This window comes from Pseudomonas sp. P106(2024) (assembly GCF_057480815.1).
Genome location: NZ_JBLIYU010000007.1, coordinates 1 through 14332, shown reverse-complemented (window position 1 = coordinate 14332; position 14332 = coordinate 1). Strand labels below are relative to the sequence as shown.

The following is a 14332-nucleotide window of genomic DNA, read 5'->3' as shown; positions in this document are numbered from 1 at the left end:
TCAGGCAATCCGTCCGTTGATGGAAATGCCCTTGGCTCTGTATCGGTCGAGCGGTCATGCGACTTGAGTGCGCTGCGTCAACTTTCCAGATGGTTGATGTTAGCGCGCTATGCGGTCTGAGCAAGAGCGCGCGGATCGGTTGCAAATATTTCTGTCAGGTATGTCGTTGCCGAATTCGACGGCATCCTGCCGGGCAACAAAAAACCCGGCACTCAGGCCGGGTCTTTTGCATTCAAGGCGAACAATCAGGCCTTGAAGGTCTTGCCTTCGAACTGCTCGGCAACGAAGGCCCAGTTGACCAGATTCCAGAAGGCCTCGACGTACTTCGGACGCAGGTTGCGGTAGTCGATGTAGTAGGCATGTTCCCAGACGTCGCAGGTCAGCAGCGGGGTGTCGCCGCTGGTCAGCGGGCAGCCGGCGCCGATGGTGCTGGCCAGGGCCAGGGAACCGTCGGCCTTCTTCACCAGCCAGCCCCAGCCGGAGCCGAAGGTGCCGACCGAAGTCTTGGTGAACTCTTCCTTGAACTTGTCGAACGAACCGAACGCGGCGGTGATGGCGTCAGCCAGGGCGCCGGTTGGCTGGCCGCCGCCGTTTGGCGACAGGCAGTTCCAGTAGAAGGTGTGGTTCCAGACCTGGGCTGCGTTGTTGAAGATGCCGCCCGAAGAGCTCTTGACGATCTCTTCCAGGGTCTTGCCTTCGAATTCGGTGCCTGGGACCAGGTTGTTCAGGTTCACGACATAGGTGTTGTGGTGCTTGTCGTGGTGAAACTCCAGGGTTTCCTTGGAGATGTGCGGCTGCAGGGCATCGTGGGCGTACGGCAGCGGCGGCAATTCAAAAGCCATGGTGGATCTCCTGATTCAGGTCTGTTTGCGGTTTGCGCCAGGCCTCACGGGTGGCCTGATGAGCGTCGGCGAGTTTGTACTCTTTGCGACGCGAGGGCAGGATCATAGCACCGGCCCGGGCGCTTAACCACGCAACATCTGTGGGGAATAGAGGTTCCAGAGCGGTTGGCGGGGGCCGACAGGCGGACCCTTTCAGGTGATGTGCAATCCCTGTGGGAGCCGGCTTGCCGGCGATGGGCGCGAAGCGGCCCCGTTCTTTTACACTTGTTCACAGCCAGGCGCTGCCATATCTGGCATACACCCTGATCCTGCCTTAAACCCCGATGTCCGCCATGAAACCTTTGCTGTATATCTCCCCCTTGCGCGCCTTGCTGTTCGGTCTGACCCTGGCGCTGTTCGAATTGCTGACCTACCTCGCCAGCGACGCGGTCATGCCCGCCATGCCGGTGGTGGTCGGCGACCTTCAGGCCAGCACCGAGTACATTCCCCACGCCCTTAACCTCTATCTGCTGGGCGGAGTGCTGCTGCAATGGCTGATCGGCCCGCTGGCGGATCGCTACGGCCGGCGCCCGTTGCTGCTGGGCGGCTGCATCTTCTTCGGCCTGGCGTGCCTGGCGACCTTCTGGGTGCAGGACATCGGCTTGTTCAACCTGTTGCGCCTGTTGCAGGGCATCGGCCTGGGTTTTGTGGTCACAGTCAGTTACCCGGCGCTCAACGAGGCTTTCAGCGAGGCCGACGCGGTGCGCATGATGGCCCTGCTGGCCAATATCGCCCTGTTGTCGCCACTGCTCGGCCCGCTGGTGGGCACCCTGATGCTGCAGTGGCTGGACTGGCGCTGGCTGTTCGTGGCGTTTGCCGCGGGCGCGGTGCTGTGCTGGCTGCTGCTCTACCGGCTGATGCCCGAAACCCTGGGGGTGGAGCGTCGCGACGGTTCGCGCCTGCCGTTCACGCCCATCCACCTGCTGCCATTGCTGGCAGGCTATGGTCAGTTGCTGGGCAATCGGCGCTTTGTGGCCGGCAGTGCGGCGCTGGGGTTGGTGGGGCTGCCGCTGATCGGCTGGATCGGCCTGTCTCCGGTGCTGCTGATCCATGACGAGGGCCTGAGCACCCTGGAATACGCGCTATGGCAGCTGCCGGTGTTCGGCGGGCTGATCCTGGGCAACCTGATCATCAATCGAATCGCTGATCGCTATCCGCTGCCGTCACTGGTGCGCGGGGCCCTGTGGCCATACCTGGCAGGGCTGTCGCTGATGGTTGCGGCGACCTGGTATCGGCCGACGGTGCCCAGCGTGGTGGCCGGCATGTCGCTGTATGCGCTGGGATTGGGCGTGGCCAACGCCGTGCTGTACCGCATGACGCTGTTCTCCAGCGAACAGAGCAAGGGGCTGGTATCGGCGATGCTGGGGATGATCACCATCGCCTTGCTGGGGCTGGGCGGCGCGGTGTTGGCGATGCTCGGCGCGGGTGCGAGCCTGATGCACTTCGCCCTGGCCGCAGGCGTGGCGGGCGCGCTGGCGCTGTGGCCGCTGTGGTTCGTGGTAGGCGGACGTTCGGGGAAAGGGGCTGTGACCCAGTAGAAACATCTCGGGGCAAGTCCGCTCCCACGCAGTCAGTCATTCAGGCTGAATATGTGGGAGCGAGTTTGCCCCGCGATAAGGCCGGTGAAGGCCTAGTTTTGTTCAGCCGCCGGACTCTCCACCGGCACCGGCTTTCCCCGACCCACCTCCTGCCGCCAGTGCAGAGCGATCAGCACAAGCGTCGGCACGCCAAGCAGCGCGGTGATCAAGAAGAAGTCGTGGTAGCCAAACTTCTCCACCATCACCCCGGAATAGCCACCGATCAAACGCGGCAGCAACAGCATGATCGAGCTCAGCAGTGCGTACTGGGTGGCCGAGAACTTCAGGTTGGTGAGGCTTGACAGGTAGGCGACGAAGGCCGATGTGGCCAGCCCCGAACTGAAGTTGTCCAGCGAAATGGTCACCACCAGCATTTCCAGGTTCGGGCCCATGTCGGCCAGCATCAGGAACAGGATGTTGGTCGCCGCCGAGGCCGCGCCGCCGATGAACAGGATCGGCAGGATGCCGAAGCGCACGATCAGCAGGCCACCGGCACCGGCGCCCACCAGGGTCATGATCAGGCCGAAGATTTTGCTGACGCTGGCGATCTGGTCCTTGGTGAAACCCATGTCGATGTAGAACACGTTGGCCATCACGCCCATCACCGTATCGGACATGCGGTAGGTGGCAATCAGCCCGAGTAGCAGCAGGGCCTGCCAGCGGTAGCGCGTGATGAAGTCGTTGACCGGCGTGAGCACCGGCGCCAGGCCGCGGCGGCCCAGGGACGACAGGCATGCCCAGGTCAGCAGCACATAGAGGATCAGGCGCAGGAAAGCACGGTCTTCGAGCAACAGGTCGAGCATGGACGAGTCGCCGAACACCACGCTGGCCCAGTCGGTGTTGAACAGCTGGGTGAAGCTGGCCGGCACCGAGACCAGCAGGATGATCAGCACGAACACCGAGGCCAGTTGGTGCATCAACCCGTAGCGGGCCGCCGACAGCTGGGTGCGCAGGGGCACCGGCGGTTCGCGCATCACCAAGGTGGTGAACAGCGCGGGCAGCATCAGCACGCCGAACAGCACGTAGGTACCGGTCCAGGCCTCGTGCAGGTAGCTGAACCCGGTGGAACCGAACCACTCGGCGAAGAACAGTGCACCGGCGGTGGCGAGCAGGGCGGCGACCCGGTAGCCGGCCATGTAGCTGGCGGCCAGGGCGGCCTGGCGCTGGTCGTCGGCGATCTCCAGGCGGTAGGCGTCGACGGCGATGTCCTGAGTGGCCGAGGCGAAGGCCACCAGCACCGCCAGGGCGATCAGCCACGAAAGGTGTTTCTGCGGGTCGCAGAAGCCCATGCCGACCAGCCCGAGCACCACCAGCACCTGGGACAGCAGCAGCCACGAACGACGACGGCCCATGCCACCGAGCAGCGGCAGGCGCCATTGGTCGAGCAGCGGCGACCAGACCCACTTGAAGGCGTAGGCCAGGCCGATCAGGCTGGCATAGCCGATGGTCTCACGCGCCACACCCGCCTCGCGCAGCCAGACCGAAAGCGTCGAGAACACCAGCATATACGGCAGGCCGGCGGCGAATCCGAGCAGCAAAAGCACCAAAGTTGACGGGCTGGCATAGGCAGCGAGCGCAGCGCGCCAGGTTTTACGGGGCATGGGCCAACATCTGCCTCAAGGTTTGCGAAAACAAAGCGCGCACTCTAACCGCTGTGCTCCATTGGACGCCAGCCATGGCGTGCCATATCCACACGATTATTGGCCACATTCACGCCTTCTGCGCGCAAGCGGGCGCGTTGTTCGTCGCCCGATGGCGTGCCCAGGGCAAGGCTCAGTCGGCCACCGGCACCCAGCACCCGGTGCCAGGGCAGGCGGGTGTCCGCCGGCAGCTGCCCTAGGGTGCGTCCGACCCAGCGCGCCGCGCGGCCGAGGCCGGCCAGTTCGGCCAATTGCCCATAGCTGACCACCTTGCCGGCGGGGACCTGGCCCAGCACCGAGTACAGTGCCATTCGTCGGGCCTCGGCATCCTCCGGCACAGCGGGCGGTGGCGTCGAGGTCACGGGGTATTTGGCCTGTGAATGAAACCGGACAGGCGGTCCGGGCAAATGCGAGTGGAACTCATCGGCATGGTCTGGGTCTGTCCTTGCTCAGGTTGTCGGTATCTGGATAATGCCCGGCTTTTTCGTCGAATCGAACCCAAATTGCGCTTATGTCTTCTAGAACCCTGCTTTGCCTCATCGCCGCGTCGCTCTGTACCCCTGTGCTCGCCGACACCGTGTGGATGAAGAACGGTGACCGCCTGAGCGGCAAGATTAAGGTCTTCGACGGCGGCAAGCTGTTGCTGGAGACGCCCTATGGCGGCTCGATCGCTCTGGACTGGAAACAGGTGCAGACACTGGAGAGCGACCGGGAACTGCTGGTCAAGCAGGACGCCTACTCCGGCGAGAAGGCCAAGTCGCTCAAGGCCGCCGAGCCGGGCAAGGTGACTCTGGCCAACGGCGATGCGCCGAAGACCGTCGAGCTGGCCAGCATCGAGCAGATCATGAAGCCGCGACCGCTGGTCGAGGACTTCCTGTGGAAGGGTAATGTCGATGTGGCGATGGACTACAAGCGTGCCGAGACCGACAGCGACGACTACGACGTCAGCTTCAAGACCACCGCCCGCCATGGCCGTTGGCGGCACAACGCCGAGGGCGAGTACAACCGCGAGACCAAGGACGACGTCACCACCACCAACAACTGGAGCGCCGAGTACGCCCTGGACCGCTTCATTACCGAGAAGTGGTTCTGGCAGGGGCGCCTGGAGTACAAGCGCGATCATATCGAGGACCTGGCGCGCCAGCGCACCATCGGTACCGGCCCGGGCTATCAGTTCTGGGATGACGAACTGGGTGCGTTCTCGCTGGGTTCGCTGATCAACCGCACCGATTTCGAGTACCGCGACGGTGGCAAGGACAACTTCTATTCCGCCGCCGTGAAGTGGGACTACAACCGCTACCTGATCGGCAAGAAAGTGGAGTTCTTCACCAATGGCGAATTCGGCAAGCCGCTGGGCGGCGTGGCCGACTACTCGCTGGATGCCGAGATGGGGCTGCGCTACAAGGTGACCGAGTGGGCTTCGCTCAACCTCAAGGCGGAGAAGGACCTGATCAAGGGCACGAGCGACAGCGACCTGGACAAGACTCGCTATACCGCAGGGTTCGGCGTTACCTGGTAAGTCGGCAGCGTGCTTTTGGTGTAGGAGCGGCCTTGTGTCGCGATAGGGCTGCGCAGCGGCCCCAGGATCTCAGCGACTAGGCAGACATTGCCGGGGCCGCGTTGCGGCCCTATCGCGACACAAGGCCGCTCAGGGATATGCGTAGATCTACACGGCAGCAGGCCCAGTGGCAGCGGCGGGTGATAATGCTTATCTTGTCACCCATCCAGTCCGTCGTCAGGAGCCTTTCCAGTGAGTATCAACGCCCTTCGCCCCGCCCGGGAACTGCTGCTCAAGGAGTACCGCGGCGTCCTCTCGACTCACTCCAAGTCCATGCCCGGCTATCCCTTCGGTTCGGTGGTGCCTTACTGCCTGGACGCCGAGGGCCATCCGCTGATCCTCATCAGCCGTATCGCCCAGCACACCCATAACCTGCAGAAAGATCCAAAGTGTTCACTGCTGGTGGGCGAGCGCGACGCCGAGGACGTGCAGGCGGTCGGGCGCCTGACGGTGATGGCCGAGGCGCGCAAGCTGACCGACGAAGCGGCCATTGAGGCTGCCGCGGCCCGCTACTACCGGTACTTCCCTGAATCGGCCAACTACCACAAGGCCCACGACTTCGATTTCTGGGTGCTCGAGCCGGTACGCCACCGCTACATCGGTGGCTTCGGCGCGATCCACTGGCTCGACCAGGTGACCCTGAGCAATCCCTTTGCGGGCAAGGCCGAGGCCAGCATGATCGAGCACATGAACAGCGACCACGCCAATGCCATCGCCCATTACGTCGAACTGACCGACCTGCCGCGCACGGCGCCGGCCGAAATGGTTGGTATCGACAGCGAAGGCATGCATCTGCGTATCGGCCAGGCGGTATACTGGCTGGCGTTCCCGAGCACCTGCAACACGCCGACACATGTCCGTGAAGCCTTGGTTTTTCTGGCCCGCGCTGACCAGTGGCCGGTTGCGGAAAGCGTCGAGGGTTGAAAACAGGCGTCGAGGCATCCATTTGATGGTCTTACAGGAAGATTCTCTTCCGTCGAGGAACCCTTGATGCGTGCTTTTCTACTGCTGTTACTGCTTTTCCCCGTGCTGGAGCTGTTCGTCTTCGTCAAGGTCAGCGCGGCCATCGGTTTCTTCCCGGCGCTGCTGCTGATCATCGCCGGTTCCGCCCTGGGTGTGTTGGTGATGCGCGTTGCCGGCCTGGCCACTGCCCTGCGTGCCCGGGAAAGCCTGCAGCGCGGCGAGTTGCCGGCTGAGGACATGTTCCAGGGCCTGATGCTCACCGTTGGTGGCGGCCTGTTGCTGCTGCCGGGCTTCATCAGCGATGTGCTGGGCCTGCTCTGCCTGCTGCCGTTCACCCGTCGCCTGGTGGCCGGTCGGCTGCGTCGCCGCGCCGAGGAACAGGCTCTGCGCCAGCGCGCGTTCCAGGATGATCCGTTCCAGGCGCAGCCCCGCGATGGCGGCCATCGTCCGAACGTGATCGAGGGCGAGTACGAGCGTCGCGACAAATAACACCGATTTTTCGTGGGCGCGGGCTTGTCCCGCGATGGCCTCTGGGTTGGGCTCATCGCGGGACAGGCCCGCTTCCACGATGACGTTTTGAAAAATTTTCCGCGCAAGCCTTGTAATTGTTTTTAGCGGCCTCATGTATGTGTCACCGCAAGGTTTCTGGTGGCGACACCAGACATGACATAGGTGGTTCGCCCTGTGCGGACCACCCCCGGCAACGCCGGATCGAACCAACCCGCCGGTGTCGACACCGGCCGATGAAAACCACAATTTGGGAGAGATCGACAATGAAGCTTCGTCCTCTGCATGACCGCGTCGTCATCCGTCGCAGCGAAGAAGAATCGAAAACCGCTGGCGGTATCGTCCTGCCGGGTTCGGCCGCTGAAAAACCAAACCGCGGCGAAGTCGTTGCCGTCGGCACCGGTCGTATCCTGGACAACGGCGAAGTACGCGCGCTGGCCGTGAAAGTGGGTGACAAAGTGGTTTTCGGCCCTTACTCGGGCAGCAACACCGTGAAAGTCGACGGCGAAGACCTGCTGGTCATGGCCGAGAACGAAATCCTGGCCGTTATCGAAGCCTGATTTCCCCGACTTCCCGTTACTCCAAAGAATTTCAAGGATTAAACGATCATGGCTGCTAAAGACGTAAAATTCGGCGATTCCGCCCGTAAGAAAATGCTGGTTGGTGTCAACGTTCTGGCTGACGCGGTAAAAGCGACCCTGGGCCCGAAAGGCCGCAACGTGGTCCTGGCCAAGAGCTTCGGCGCGCCGACCATCACCAAGGACGGCGTTTCCGTCGCCAAAGAGATCGAGCTCAAGGACGCCTTCGAGAACATGGGCGCCCAGCTGGTCAAGGAAGTCGCTTCCAAGGCCAACGACGCCGCCGGTGACGGCACCACCACCGCCACCGTCCTGGCCCAGGCCATCGTCAACGAAGGCCTGAAGGCCGTTGCCGCCGGCATGAACCCGATGGACCTCAAGCGCGGTATCGACAAGGCCACCGCCGCCGTCGTCGCCGAGCTGAAGAACCTGTCCAAGCCATGCGCCGATTCCAAGGCCATCGCCCAGGTCGGCACCATCTCCGCCAACTCCGACAACTCCATCGGTGAAATCATCGCCGAAGCCATGGAAAAAGTCGGTAAAGAAGGCGTGATCACCGTCGAAGAAGGTTCGGGCCTGGAAAACGAACTGTCTGTCGTAGAAGGCATGCAGTTCGACCGTGGCTACCTGTCGCCGTACTTCGTCAACAAGCCGGACACCATGGTTGCCGAGCTGGAAGGCGCGCTGCTGCTGCTGGTCGACAAGAAGATCTCCAACATCCGTGAGCTGCTGCCAGTACTGGAAGCCGTTGCCAAGGCCGGTCGTCCGCTGCTGATCGTTGCCGAGGACGTCGAGGGCGAGGCCCTGGCCACCCTGGTGGTCAACAACATGCGTGGCATCGTCAAGGTTGCCGCGGTCAAGGCCCCGGGCTTCGGCGACCGCCGCAAGGCCATGCTGCAGGACATCGCCGTCCTGACCGGCGGTACCGTGATCTCCGAAGAGATTGGTCTGTCCCTGGAAACCGCCACCCTGGAGCACCTGGGTAACGCCAAGCGCGTGATCCTGTCCAAGGAAAACACCACCATCATCGACGGTGCTGGCGAAGAAGCCGACATCCAGGCCCGCGTCACCCAGATCCGTGCCCAGGTTGCCGACACCACTTCGGACTACGACCGTGAGAAGCTGCAAGAGCGTCTGGCCAAGCTGGCTGGCGGTGTTGCCGTGATCAAGGTCGGTGCCGGCACCGAAGTCGAAATGAAAGAGAAGAAAGCCCGCGTCGAAGACGCCCTGCACGCTACCCGTGCAGCCGTCGAAGAAGGCGTGGTGCCTGGCGGTGGTGTTGCCCTGGTTCGCGCCCTGGCTGCCATTGCCAACCTCAAAGGCGACAACGAAGACCAGAACGTCGGTATCGCCCTGCTGCGTCGCGCCGTCGAAGCCCCGCTGCGCCAGATCACTGCCAACGCCGGCGACGAGCCAAGCGTTGTCGCTGACAAGGTCAAGCAAGGTTCGGGCAACTTCGGCTACAACGCCGCTACCGGTGAATACGGCGACATGATCGAGATGGGCATCCTGGACCCAGCCAAGGTCACCCGTTCGGCCCTGCAAGCCGCAGCTTCGATCGGCGGTCTGATGATCACCACCGAAGCCATGGTTGCCGACCTGCCGGAAGACAAGCCAGCTGCTGGCATGCCTGACATGGGCGGCATGGGTGGCATGGGCGGCATGATGTAAGCCAGCCTTACCCCCTGTACCCAGAAAAAGCCCCGCCTAGTGCGGGGCTTTTTCGTTTGTTCTGGCGTCATCGCAAGGATGGGTTTGCCCCGCGATTGTTCATCGAACGGCGCTGTGTTCTGCCACGGGGGCCCTGGCGGCCCCGCTGCGATACAGCACCAGGTAATACGACCCCAGCCCGATCAACCAGCAGAACACCGCCGTCCATACGTTGTGTGACAGGAAGTGCGCGCCCTGCATCATCCGTCCGACCGACAGTCCCGCGCCAGCCACGAGGGCTACCGCGAGCGCCACCCGTGCCAGGCGCGGACGGCGATCGCGCAGCATGAAGAACAGGCCGAACAGGCAGAATCCGGTCGCGGCATGCCCGCCTGGCCAGCACAGTCCGGGCTTGTCGGTCGCAGGGCGTGGCTCCAGCAGCTTGCTGTAGGTCTCCTTGCCGCCGAATTGGGTCAGGCTCCACGGGCATTGCACTTGGGTAACTTTCTTCAGCGGCGTGACGAAGGCCGTCGACAGCCCCAACGCCAATACCAGGCAGCCGAGTTCACGGCGCCAGCCCGCCAGTCGTTGCCAGACGAAGCTCAGGGCGAAACCGACCACGGCCAGCAGTCCGAAGACGATTACGCCTTGCTTGACCCGGTCATGCAGGATGTTTTCCAGCAGGTAGCTGTGGCGACCGATGAACTGGCCGGCAGCCGGGTCGTAGAACAGGTTGGCCACATCCATGTCCAGCGGCGTCCATTCGAGCAGGATCAAGGCCATGGCGGTAACGAAAGGGATGCCCAGGTACAGCCACGGGTTGATCGGGCGAGGGCGCACGGATGACTGCATGATGACTCCAGAGGGTGGAAAAGACCGTGCATTGTCGGCTGCCCGCTATCCTGTGTGCGTGAATGATCGGTGAAAAAACTGTCAAGTTCGGTGATTTCTAGCCAGGGCATGGCACCATGCGGGCATTGGACGTAAGCTGCGCCTGCCGCGCCCGGCGAAGCGCCGCACAGGAGACCTCGATGCGCATTCTTTTGGTTGAAGACAACCGCGATATTCTGGCCAACCTGGCCGACTACCTTGGCATGAAGGGCTACACCGTCGACTGTGCCCAGGATGGCCTGTCCGGGTTGCACCTGGCCGCGACCGAACACTACGACCTGATCGTGCTCGACATCATGTTGCCGGGCATCGATGGCTATACGCTGTGCAAGCGCCTGCGCGAGGATGCCCGGCGCGACACGCCGGTGATCATGCTCACCGCCCGCGACCAGCTGGACGACCGCCTGCAAGGCTTCCGCTCGGGCGCGGACGACTACCTGCTCAAGCCGTTCGCGCTGTCCGAGCTGGCGGCGCGCATCGAGGCGGTGCTGCGTCGCGCCCAGGGTGGTGGTCGGCGTACCCTGCAGGTCGCCGACCTGAGCTACGACCTCGATACCCTGGAGGTGACTCGTCAGGGGCGCCTGCTCAAGCTCAACCCGGTCGGCCTGAAACTGCTGGCCGTGTTGATGCAGAAGAGCCCCCATGTATTGCGCCGCGAGGTGCTGGAGGAAGCCTTGTGGGGCGACGACTGTCCGGACAGCGACAGCCTGCGCAGTCACGTCCACCAGTTGCGCCAGGTGATCGACAAACCGTTCGACAAACCCCTGCTGCATACCGTCCATGGCGTCGGCTATCGCCTCGCCGAGGGCCGCGATGGAGTTTAAACAGAGCCTTGCCCAGCGCATCATCATCGCTTTCGCGCTGATGAGCGCGCTGGTGGCCGGGGCCTTCGCCTTCGGCATCGTCGCCACGGTGCACCTGGTCGAGGAACGCCTGATCTCGTCGGTGCTTGGCGGTGATCTGCAACGCCTGCTGCGCATGGACAGCGTCAGCGACTGGAGCCATCGGCCACGCCCCGACCAGTTGTTCTATTTCAGCGGCGGGCGCGATGACTTCGAGTTGCCCAAGGACCTGCGCCACCTGGATGCCGGCTTCCACGAGGTGTTTCGCGACCAGCTCTCGTATCATGCCATGGTCGAGATCGTCGACGGTCGGCGTTATGTGCTGCTGCAGGACCAGAGCGATTTCGAGGAGCGCGAGCGGGTGTTGTTCGCCGTGGTCGTGGTCGGCTTCGTGCTCAGCCTGGCCCTTGCGGTGATCCTTGGTTGGTTGCTGGCGCGGCGCGTGATGGCGCCGGTGATCCGCTTGGCGCGCCAGGTCCGCCACCGTGACCAGTTGCTGGGCCTTGCGCCGCCGTTGGCGCCGGACTACGCGGCGGACGAGGTCGGCCAGCTGGCAGTCGCCTTCGACGATACCCTGGGGCGCCTGCGCGATGCCTTGACCCGTGAGCGGCTGTTCACCAGCGACGTCAGCCATGAGCTGCGCACGCCGCTGATGGTCCTGGCGACCTCGTGCGAGTTGCTGATGGAGAACCCCGGCCTTGATGGGCGCGCGCGCAGCCAGGTTGAACGCATCGCCCGGGCGACCGAGGAAATGCGCGAACTGGTGAAGACGTTCCTGATGTTGGCCCGTGCACAGCGCGATGAAGGCGCCATCGCATCGCGGGCAACCTTGCGTGAGGTGGGCGACGACCTGATCGGTGTATGGCGCGACACCATCGAACAGAAGGGCTTGGCGCTTTACTACGAGGGGCGGGTCAGTGCCAGCCCGGTGCTGTACAACGCCACCTTCCTGCAATCGGTGATGGGTAACTTGCTGCGCAACGCGGCGCACTACACTGACAGTGGCTACATTCGCCTGAGTCTCGAGGCCAATGGCTTCTGTGTCGAGGACAGTGGCGTGGGGATTCCGGAGGAGCAGCGCGAGGCGATGTTCCGGCCGTTCGTGCGTGGCGACGAGCGCCGCGGCGAGGGCCTGGGCCTGGGCCTGTCGCTGGTGCAGCGCATCTGTGACGATCAGGGTTGGCGCGTCACCTTGACCGCGACCTTGCCCCATGGTTGCCGCTTCCAGGTCGACCTGAGCCAGGGTACGAAAGTGGTGCAGGACGGTGAAAGCCAGGATGGGCTATTGGATCCCGATTAACCTCCTGTAACACCTGCATTTGGTGCTGACAGATTTTTCACATCGACATGACCTGATTCCAACGCTTGCGTACCTATGGTGAGCGCACTGGAGTCAGGAGATGTCCAATGCGTAGCCCCATCAAACTCGAATTCTCGGACAAGTACGACCGCAATCACGCCCGGGAGTACTTCCTCAAGCACCAGGATGGCCTGGCTCGGCGCTTGTCCCACCAGCGTGACGAGCAGTTGGCCCGCCGTGCCCTGGCGCTGGCCGGTGAGCCTGGCCTGGTGCTCGACCTGCCCTGCGGCGCCGGAAGGTTCTGGCCGCTGCTGGCGGAAAAGGCCAACCGCGTGATCATCGGTGCGGACAATTCAGCGGCGATGATCGAGACAGCCTGTGCGTCACAACCGCCAGAGGTGGTTGCGCGGGTACGCCCCTTGCAGACTTCCGCGTTCGCCATCGACCTTCCGGATAACGCGGTCGACAGCATTTTTTGCATGCGCTTGTTCCACCATATTGGCGATCCGCTCCATCGGAAGAAAATTCTTTCGGAATTTCAAAGGGTTAGCCGAGACAGCGTGATCCTTTCGCTGTGGGTGGATGGCAATTTCAAGGCCTGGCGCCGCCGCAAGCTCGAAGCCAGGCGCAGTGCGCGGACGACGCAGGACGGCTATCAGAACCGCTTCGTGTTACCGGCGGCTACAGTTGAAGAAGAATTTGTGTCAGCAGGATTCAGAATTCAGGAACGACTCGACTTTCTGCCGTTCTATGCCATGTGGCGAGTTTACGTATTGCGCAAGGGGTAACGAGTGATGGCGGTAGCGCAGAATCAGTCCAGGCAGTTTGATTTTTACTGGCAGCAGCAGGGAGAGTGGGTCGAGGAACCCAACCAGCGGCGTGGCGGCGAGAGTGGCGTGCAGCGCCTGAGCGACGGCGAGGGGCATCTGCTGTATGCCAAACGCCAGGTCGGGCACATCTACCGCAGCCTGCTGCATCCGTTCGGGCGCCCCACGGTGTTGCGCGAACTCGATGCACTGAACAGTTTCGAGCAACTGGGCGTCAGGGTACCGCGGATCGTCTATGCCGGGGCCGAGCGGGACGCTGATCATCAGTGGCGGGCCTTGCTGGTCAGCGAGGCGCTTGAGGGTTTCGTCGACCTCGATGCCTGGCATGCCTCCGGGGCCCGTGAGCATTACCCGCAGGCCGTGCATGAGCGCATGCTCAAGGACCTCGCGGACAACCTGGCGCGCATGCACCTGGGGCATTGGCAGCATGGCTGCCTGTACGGCAAGCACGTGTTCGTCAAGGTGCTGGGCGAGAGCGAGCAGGCACGGGTGGAAGTGGCCTTGCTGGACCTGGAGAAGTGCCGGCGGCGGATCAGTTGCCAGCGGGCGGCCTATAACGACCTGCGGCAGTTGCGACGCCACTCGTCGTTCAACGAGGCGGAATGGCAGACCTTGCTCTACTTTTACCAAATGGCGTTTGGCAGCGCGGTCAAAGGTTTAGAGCAATGAAACTAGAAATCGCTCGAGCTTTATTCTTGGTCGCGGCGTTGGCAGTGACCACGGCGGCGGCGGCGGCCTGGGAGCAGCCGCGGCCCACGGTCTTCAGCAAGGCTGAGGTCGGTGGGGTGTGTCCGTTGCCACGGGTGGCCAAGGTAGAGCAGGGGCGGGCTGAGCCGGATCATGATCTGCTGTTGTTCCTGTTTGGGATGAGGCAGGGGTTGCGGCCGTTTGGTTGACGTGGGTTATGTGTTGGGTGCCAAGGGTTTCTTTATGAATCTCTGGCGTTTGTTTATTTGGGGTTTATAGTTGTTTGGTTGGTGTTTGTTTTTGAAGTTTTATGCGCATTCATTTGCGATGTCGACGCTTATTCACCTTTCCGCCCTTACGGCGGGTTACTTAATGAGATGGTCACCCCGGCACCCTGCGAGGCGTACGCTTTCGCAGGGTGCTTTTACTTC

15 protein-coding genes are annotated in these 14332 nt (G+C 62.8%); 11 read left to right on the top strand and 4 right to left on the bottom strand.

What is annotated here, in order from left to right:
- Positions 1 to 245: 245 nt before the first annotated feature.
- Positions 246 to 842, bottom strand: coding sequence for a superoxide dismutase (locus AC25M7_RS13365; protein ID WP_028689685.1), 597 nt, complete (start codon positions 840 to 842; stop codon positions 246 to 248).
- Positions 843 to 1174: 332 nt separating this feature from the next.
- Between AC25M7_RS13365 and AC25M7_RS13360 the strand changes: the two genes are divergently transcribed.
- Positions 1175 to 2419: an MFS transporter gene (locus AC25M7_RS13360; RefSeq protein ID WP_241411738.1), complete on the top strand. Its 1245-nt coding sequence runs from the start codon at positions 1175 to 1177 to the stop codon at positions 2417 to 2419.
- Positions 2420 to 2511: 92 nt separating this feature from the next.
- On the opposite strand, the gene AC25M7_RS13355 is transcribed toward AC25M7_RS13360, so the two are convergent.
- Together AC25M7_RS13355 and AC25M7_RS13350 are read right to left on the bottom strand one after the other, a co-directional pair.
- Positions 2512 to 4059: an AmpG family muropeptide MFS transporter gene (locus tag AC25M7_RS13355; RefSeq protein WP_028689687.1), complete on the bottom strand. Its 1548-nt coding sequence runs from the start codon at positions 4057 to 4059 to the stop codon at positions 2512 to 2514.
- Positions 4060 to 4103: 44 nt separating this feature from the next.
- On the bottom strand, positions 4104 to 4409 hold the full coding sequence (locus tag AC25M7_RS13350) for an MGMT family protein (protein WP_050703864.1): 306 nt from the start codon (positions 4407 to 4409) through the stop codon (positions 4104 to 4106).
- 200 nt (positions 4410 to 4609) lie between these two features.
- Between AC25M7_RS13350 and AC25M7_RS13345 the strand changes: the two genes are divergently transcribed.
- From AC25M7_RS13345 to groL, 5 genes are all read left to right on the top strand, one after another.
- Positions 4610 to 5617, top strand: a complete 1008-nt coding sequence (locus tag AC25M7_RS13345) for a DUF481 domain-containing protein (protein WP_062364493.1) — start codon at positions 4610 to 4612, stop codon at positions 5615 to 5617.
- 231 nt (positions 5618 to 5848) lie between these two features.
- Positions 5849 to 6580 carry a HugZ family pyridoxamine 5'-phosphate oxidase gene (locus AC25M7_RS13340; RefSeq protein ID WP_247283571.1) on the top strand — a complete coding sequence of 244 codons (732 nt, stop codon included), beginning with the start codon at positions 5849 to 5851 and terminating at the stop codon, positions 6578 to 6580.
- Positions 6581 to 6646: 66 nt separating this feature from the next.
- Complete coding sequence (locus AC25M7_RS13335; RefSeq protein ID WP_028689691.1) at positions 6647 to 7108, top strand: FxsA family protein; 462 nt, start codon at positions 6647 to 6649, stop codon at positions 7106 to 7108.
- Positions 7109 to 7392: 284 nt separating this feature from the next.
- A complete protein-coding gene (locus AC25M7_RS13330) occupies positions 7393 to 7686 on the top strand; it encodes a co-chaperone GroES (protein ID WP_028689692.1) in 294 nt (97 codons plus the stop codon).
- A gap of 48 nt (positions 7687 to 7734) precedes the next feature.
- Positions 7735 to 9375, top strand: a complete 1641-nt coding sequence (groL, locus tag AC25M7_RS13325; protein WP_028689693.1) for a chaperonin GroEL — start codon at positions 7735 to 7737, stop codon at positions 9373 to 9375.
- Between the two features lie 99 nt (positions 9376 to 9474).
- Here the strand turns inward: groL and AC25M7_RS13320 are convergent, their stop codons facing one another.
- On the bottom strand, positions 9475 to 10206 hold the full coding sequence (locus AC25M7_RS13320; RefSeq protein WP_028689694.1) for a phosphatase PAP2 family protein: 732 nt from the start codon (positions 10204 to 10206) through the stop codon (positions 9475 to 9477).
- Positions 10207 to 10385: 179 nt separating this feature from the next.
- On the opposite strand from AC25M7_RS13320, the gene colR reads away from it, so the two are divergent.
- From colR to AC25M7_RS13295, 5 genes are all read left to right on the top strand, one after another.
- Positions 10386 to 11069: a two-component system response regulator ColR gene (gene colR / locus AC25M7_RS13315; protein WP_028689695.1), complete on the top strand. Its 684-nt coding sequence runs from the start codon at positions 10386 to 10388 to the stop codon at positions 11067 to 11069.
- Positions 11059 to 12387: a sensor histidine kinase gene (locus AC25M7_RS13310; protein WP_028689696.1), complete on the top strand. Its 1329-nt coding sequence runs from the start codon at positions 11059 to 11061 to the stop codon at positions 12385 to 12387. Before colR ends, AC25M7_RS13310 begins: the two co-directional genes overlap by 11 nt.
- Before the next feature lie 107 nt (positions 12388 to 12494).
- Entirely contained in the window at positions 12495 to 13175 is a 681-nt protein-coding gene (locus AC25M7_RS13305) for a class I SAM-dependent methyltransferase (RefSeq protein ID WP_028689697.1), read from the top strand.
- A gap of 6 nt (positions 13176 to 13181) precedes the next feature.
- Complete coding sequence (locus AC25M7_RS13300) at positions 13182 to 13883, top strand: lipopolysaccharide kinase InaA family protein (RefSeq protein WP_062364489.1); 702 nt, start codon at positions 13182 to 13184, stop codon at positions 13881 to 13883.
- A complete protein-coding gene (locus AC25M7_RS13295; protein WP_028689699.1) occupies positions 13880 to 14110 on the top strand; it encodes a hypothetical protein in 231 nt (76 codons plus the stop codon). Before AC25M7_RS13300 ends, AC25M7_RS13295 begins: the two co-directional genes overlap by 4 nt.
- Positions 14111 to 14332 lie beyond the last annotated feature (222 nt).

Bases quoted from the DNA above. Each gene is read 5' to 3' on its own strand.
- AC25M7_RS13365 (WP_028689685.1), bottom strand. From the start codon at position 842: ATGGCTTTTGAATTGCCGCCGCTGCCGTACGCCCACGATGCCCTGCAG.
- AC25M7_RS13360 (WP_241411738.1), top strand. From the start codon at position 1,175: ATGAAACCTTTGCTGTATATCTCCCCCTTGCGCGCCTTGCTGTTCGGT.
- AC25M7_RS13355 (WP_028689687.1), bottom strand. From the start codon at position 4,059: ATGCCCCGTAAAACCTGGCGCGCTGCGCTCGCTGCCTATGCCAGCCCG.
- AC25M7_RS13350 (WP_050703864.1), bottom strand. From the start codon at position 4,409: ATGGCACTGTACTCGGTGCTGGGCCAGGTCCCCGCCGGCAAGGTGGTC.
- AC25M7_RS13345 (WP_062364493.1), top strand. From the start codon at position 4,610: ATGTCTTCTAGAACCCTGCTTTGCCTCATCGCCGCGTCGCTCTGTACC.
- AC25M7_RS13335 (WP_028689691.1), top strand. From the start codon at position 6,647: ATGCGTGCTTTTCTACTGCTGTTACTGCTTTTCCCCGTGCTGGAGCTG.
- AC25M7_RS13330 (WP_028689692.1), top strand. From the start codon at position 7,393: ATGAAGCTTCGTCCTCTGCATGACCGCGTCGTCATCCGTCGCAGCGAA.
- groL (WP_028689693.1), top strand. From the start codon at position 7,735: ATGGCTGCTAAAGACGTAAAATTCGGCGATTCCGCCCGTAAGAAAATG.
- AC25M7_RS13320 (WP_028689694.1), bottom strand. From the start codon at position 10,206: ATGCAGTCATCCGTGCGCCCTCGCCCGATCAACCCGTGGCTGTACCTG.
- colR (WP_028689695.1), top strand. From the start codon at position 10,386: ATGCGCATTCTTTTGGTTGAAGACAACCGCGATATTCTGGCCAACCTG.
- AC25M7_RS13310 (WP_028689696.1), top strand. From the start codon at position 11,059: ATGGAGTTTAAACAGAGCCTTGCCCAGCGCATCATCATCGCTTTCGCG.
- AC25M7_RS13305 (WP_028689697.1), top strand. From the start codon at position 12,495: ATGCGTAGCCCCATCAAACTCGAATTCTCGGACAAGTACGACCGCAAT.
- AC25M7_RS13300 (WP_062364489.1), top strand. From the start codon at position 13,182: ATGGCGGTAGCGCAGAATCAGTCCAGGCAGTTTGATTTTTACTGGCAG.
- AC25M7_RS13295 (WP_028689699.1), top strand. From the start codon at position 13,880: ATGAAACTAGAAATCGCTCGAGCTTTATTCTTGGTCGCGGCGTTGGCA.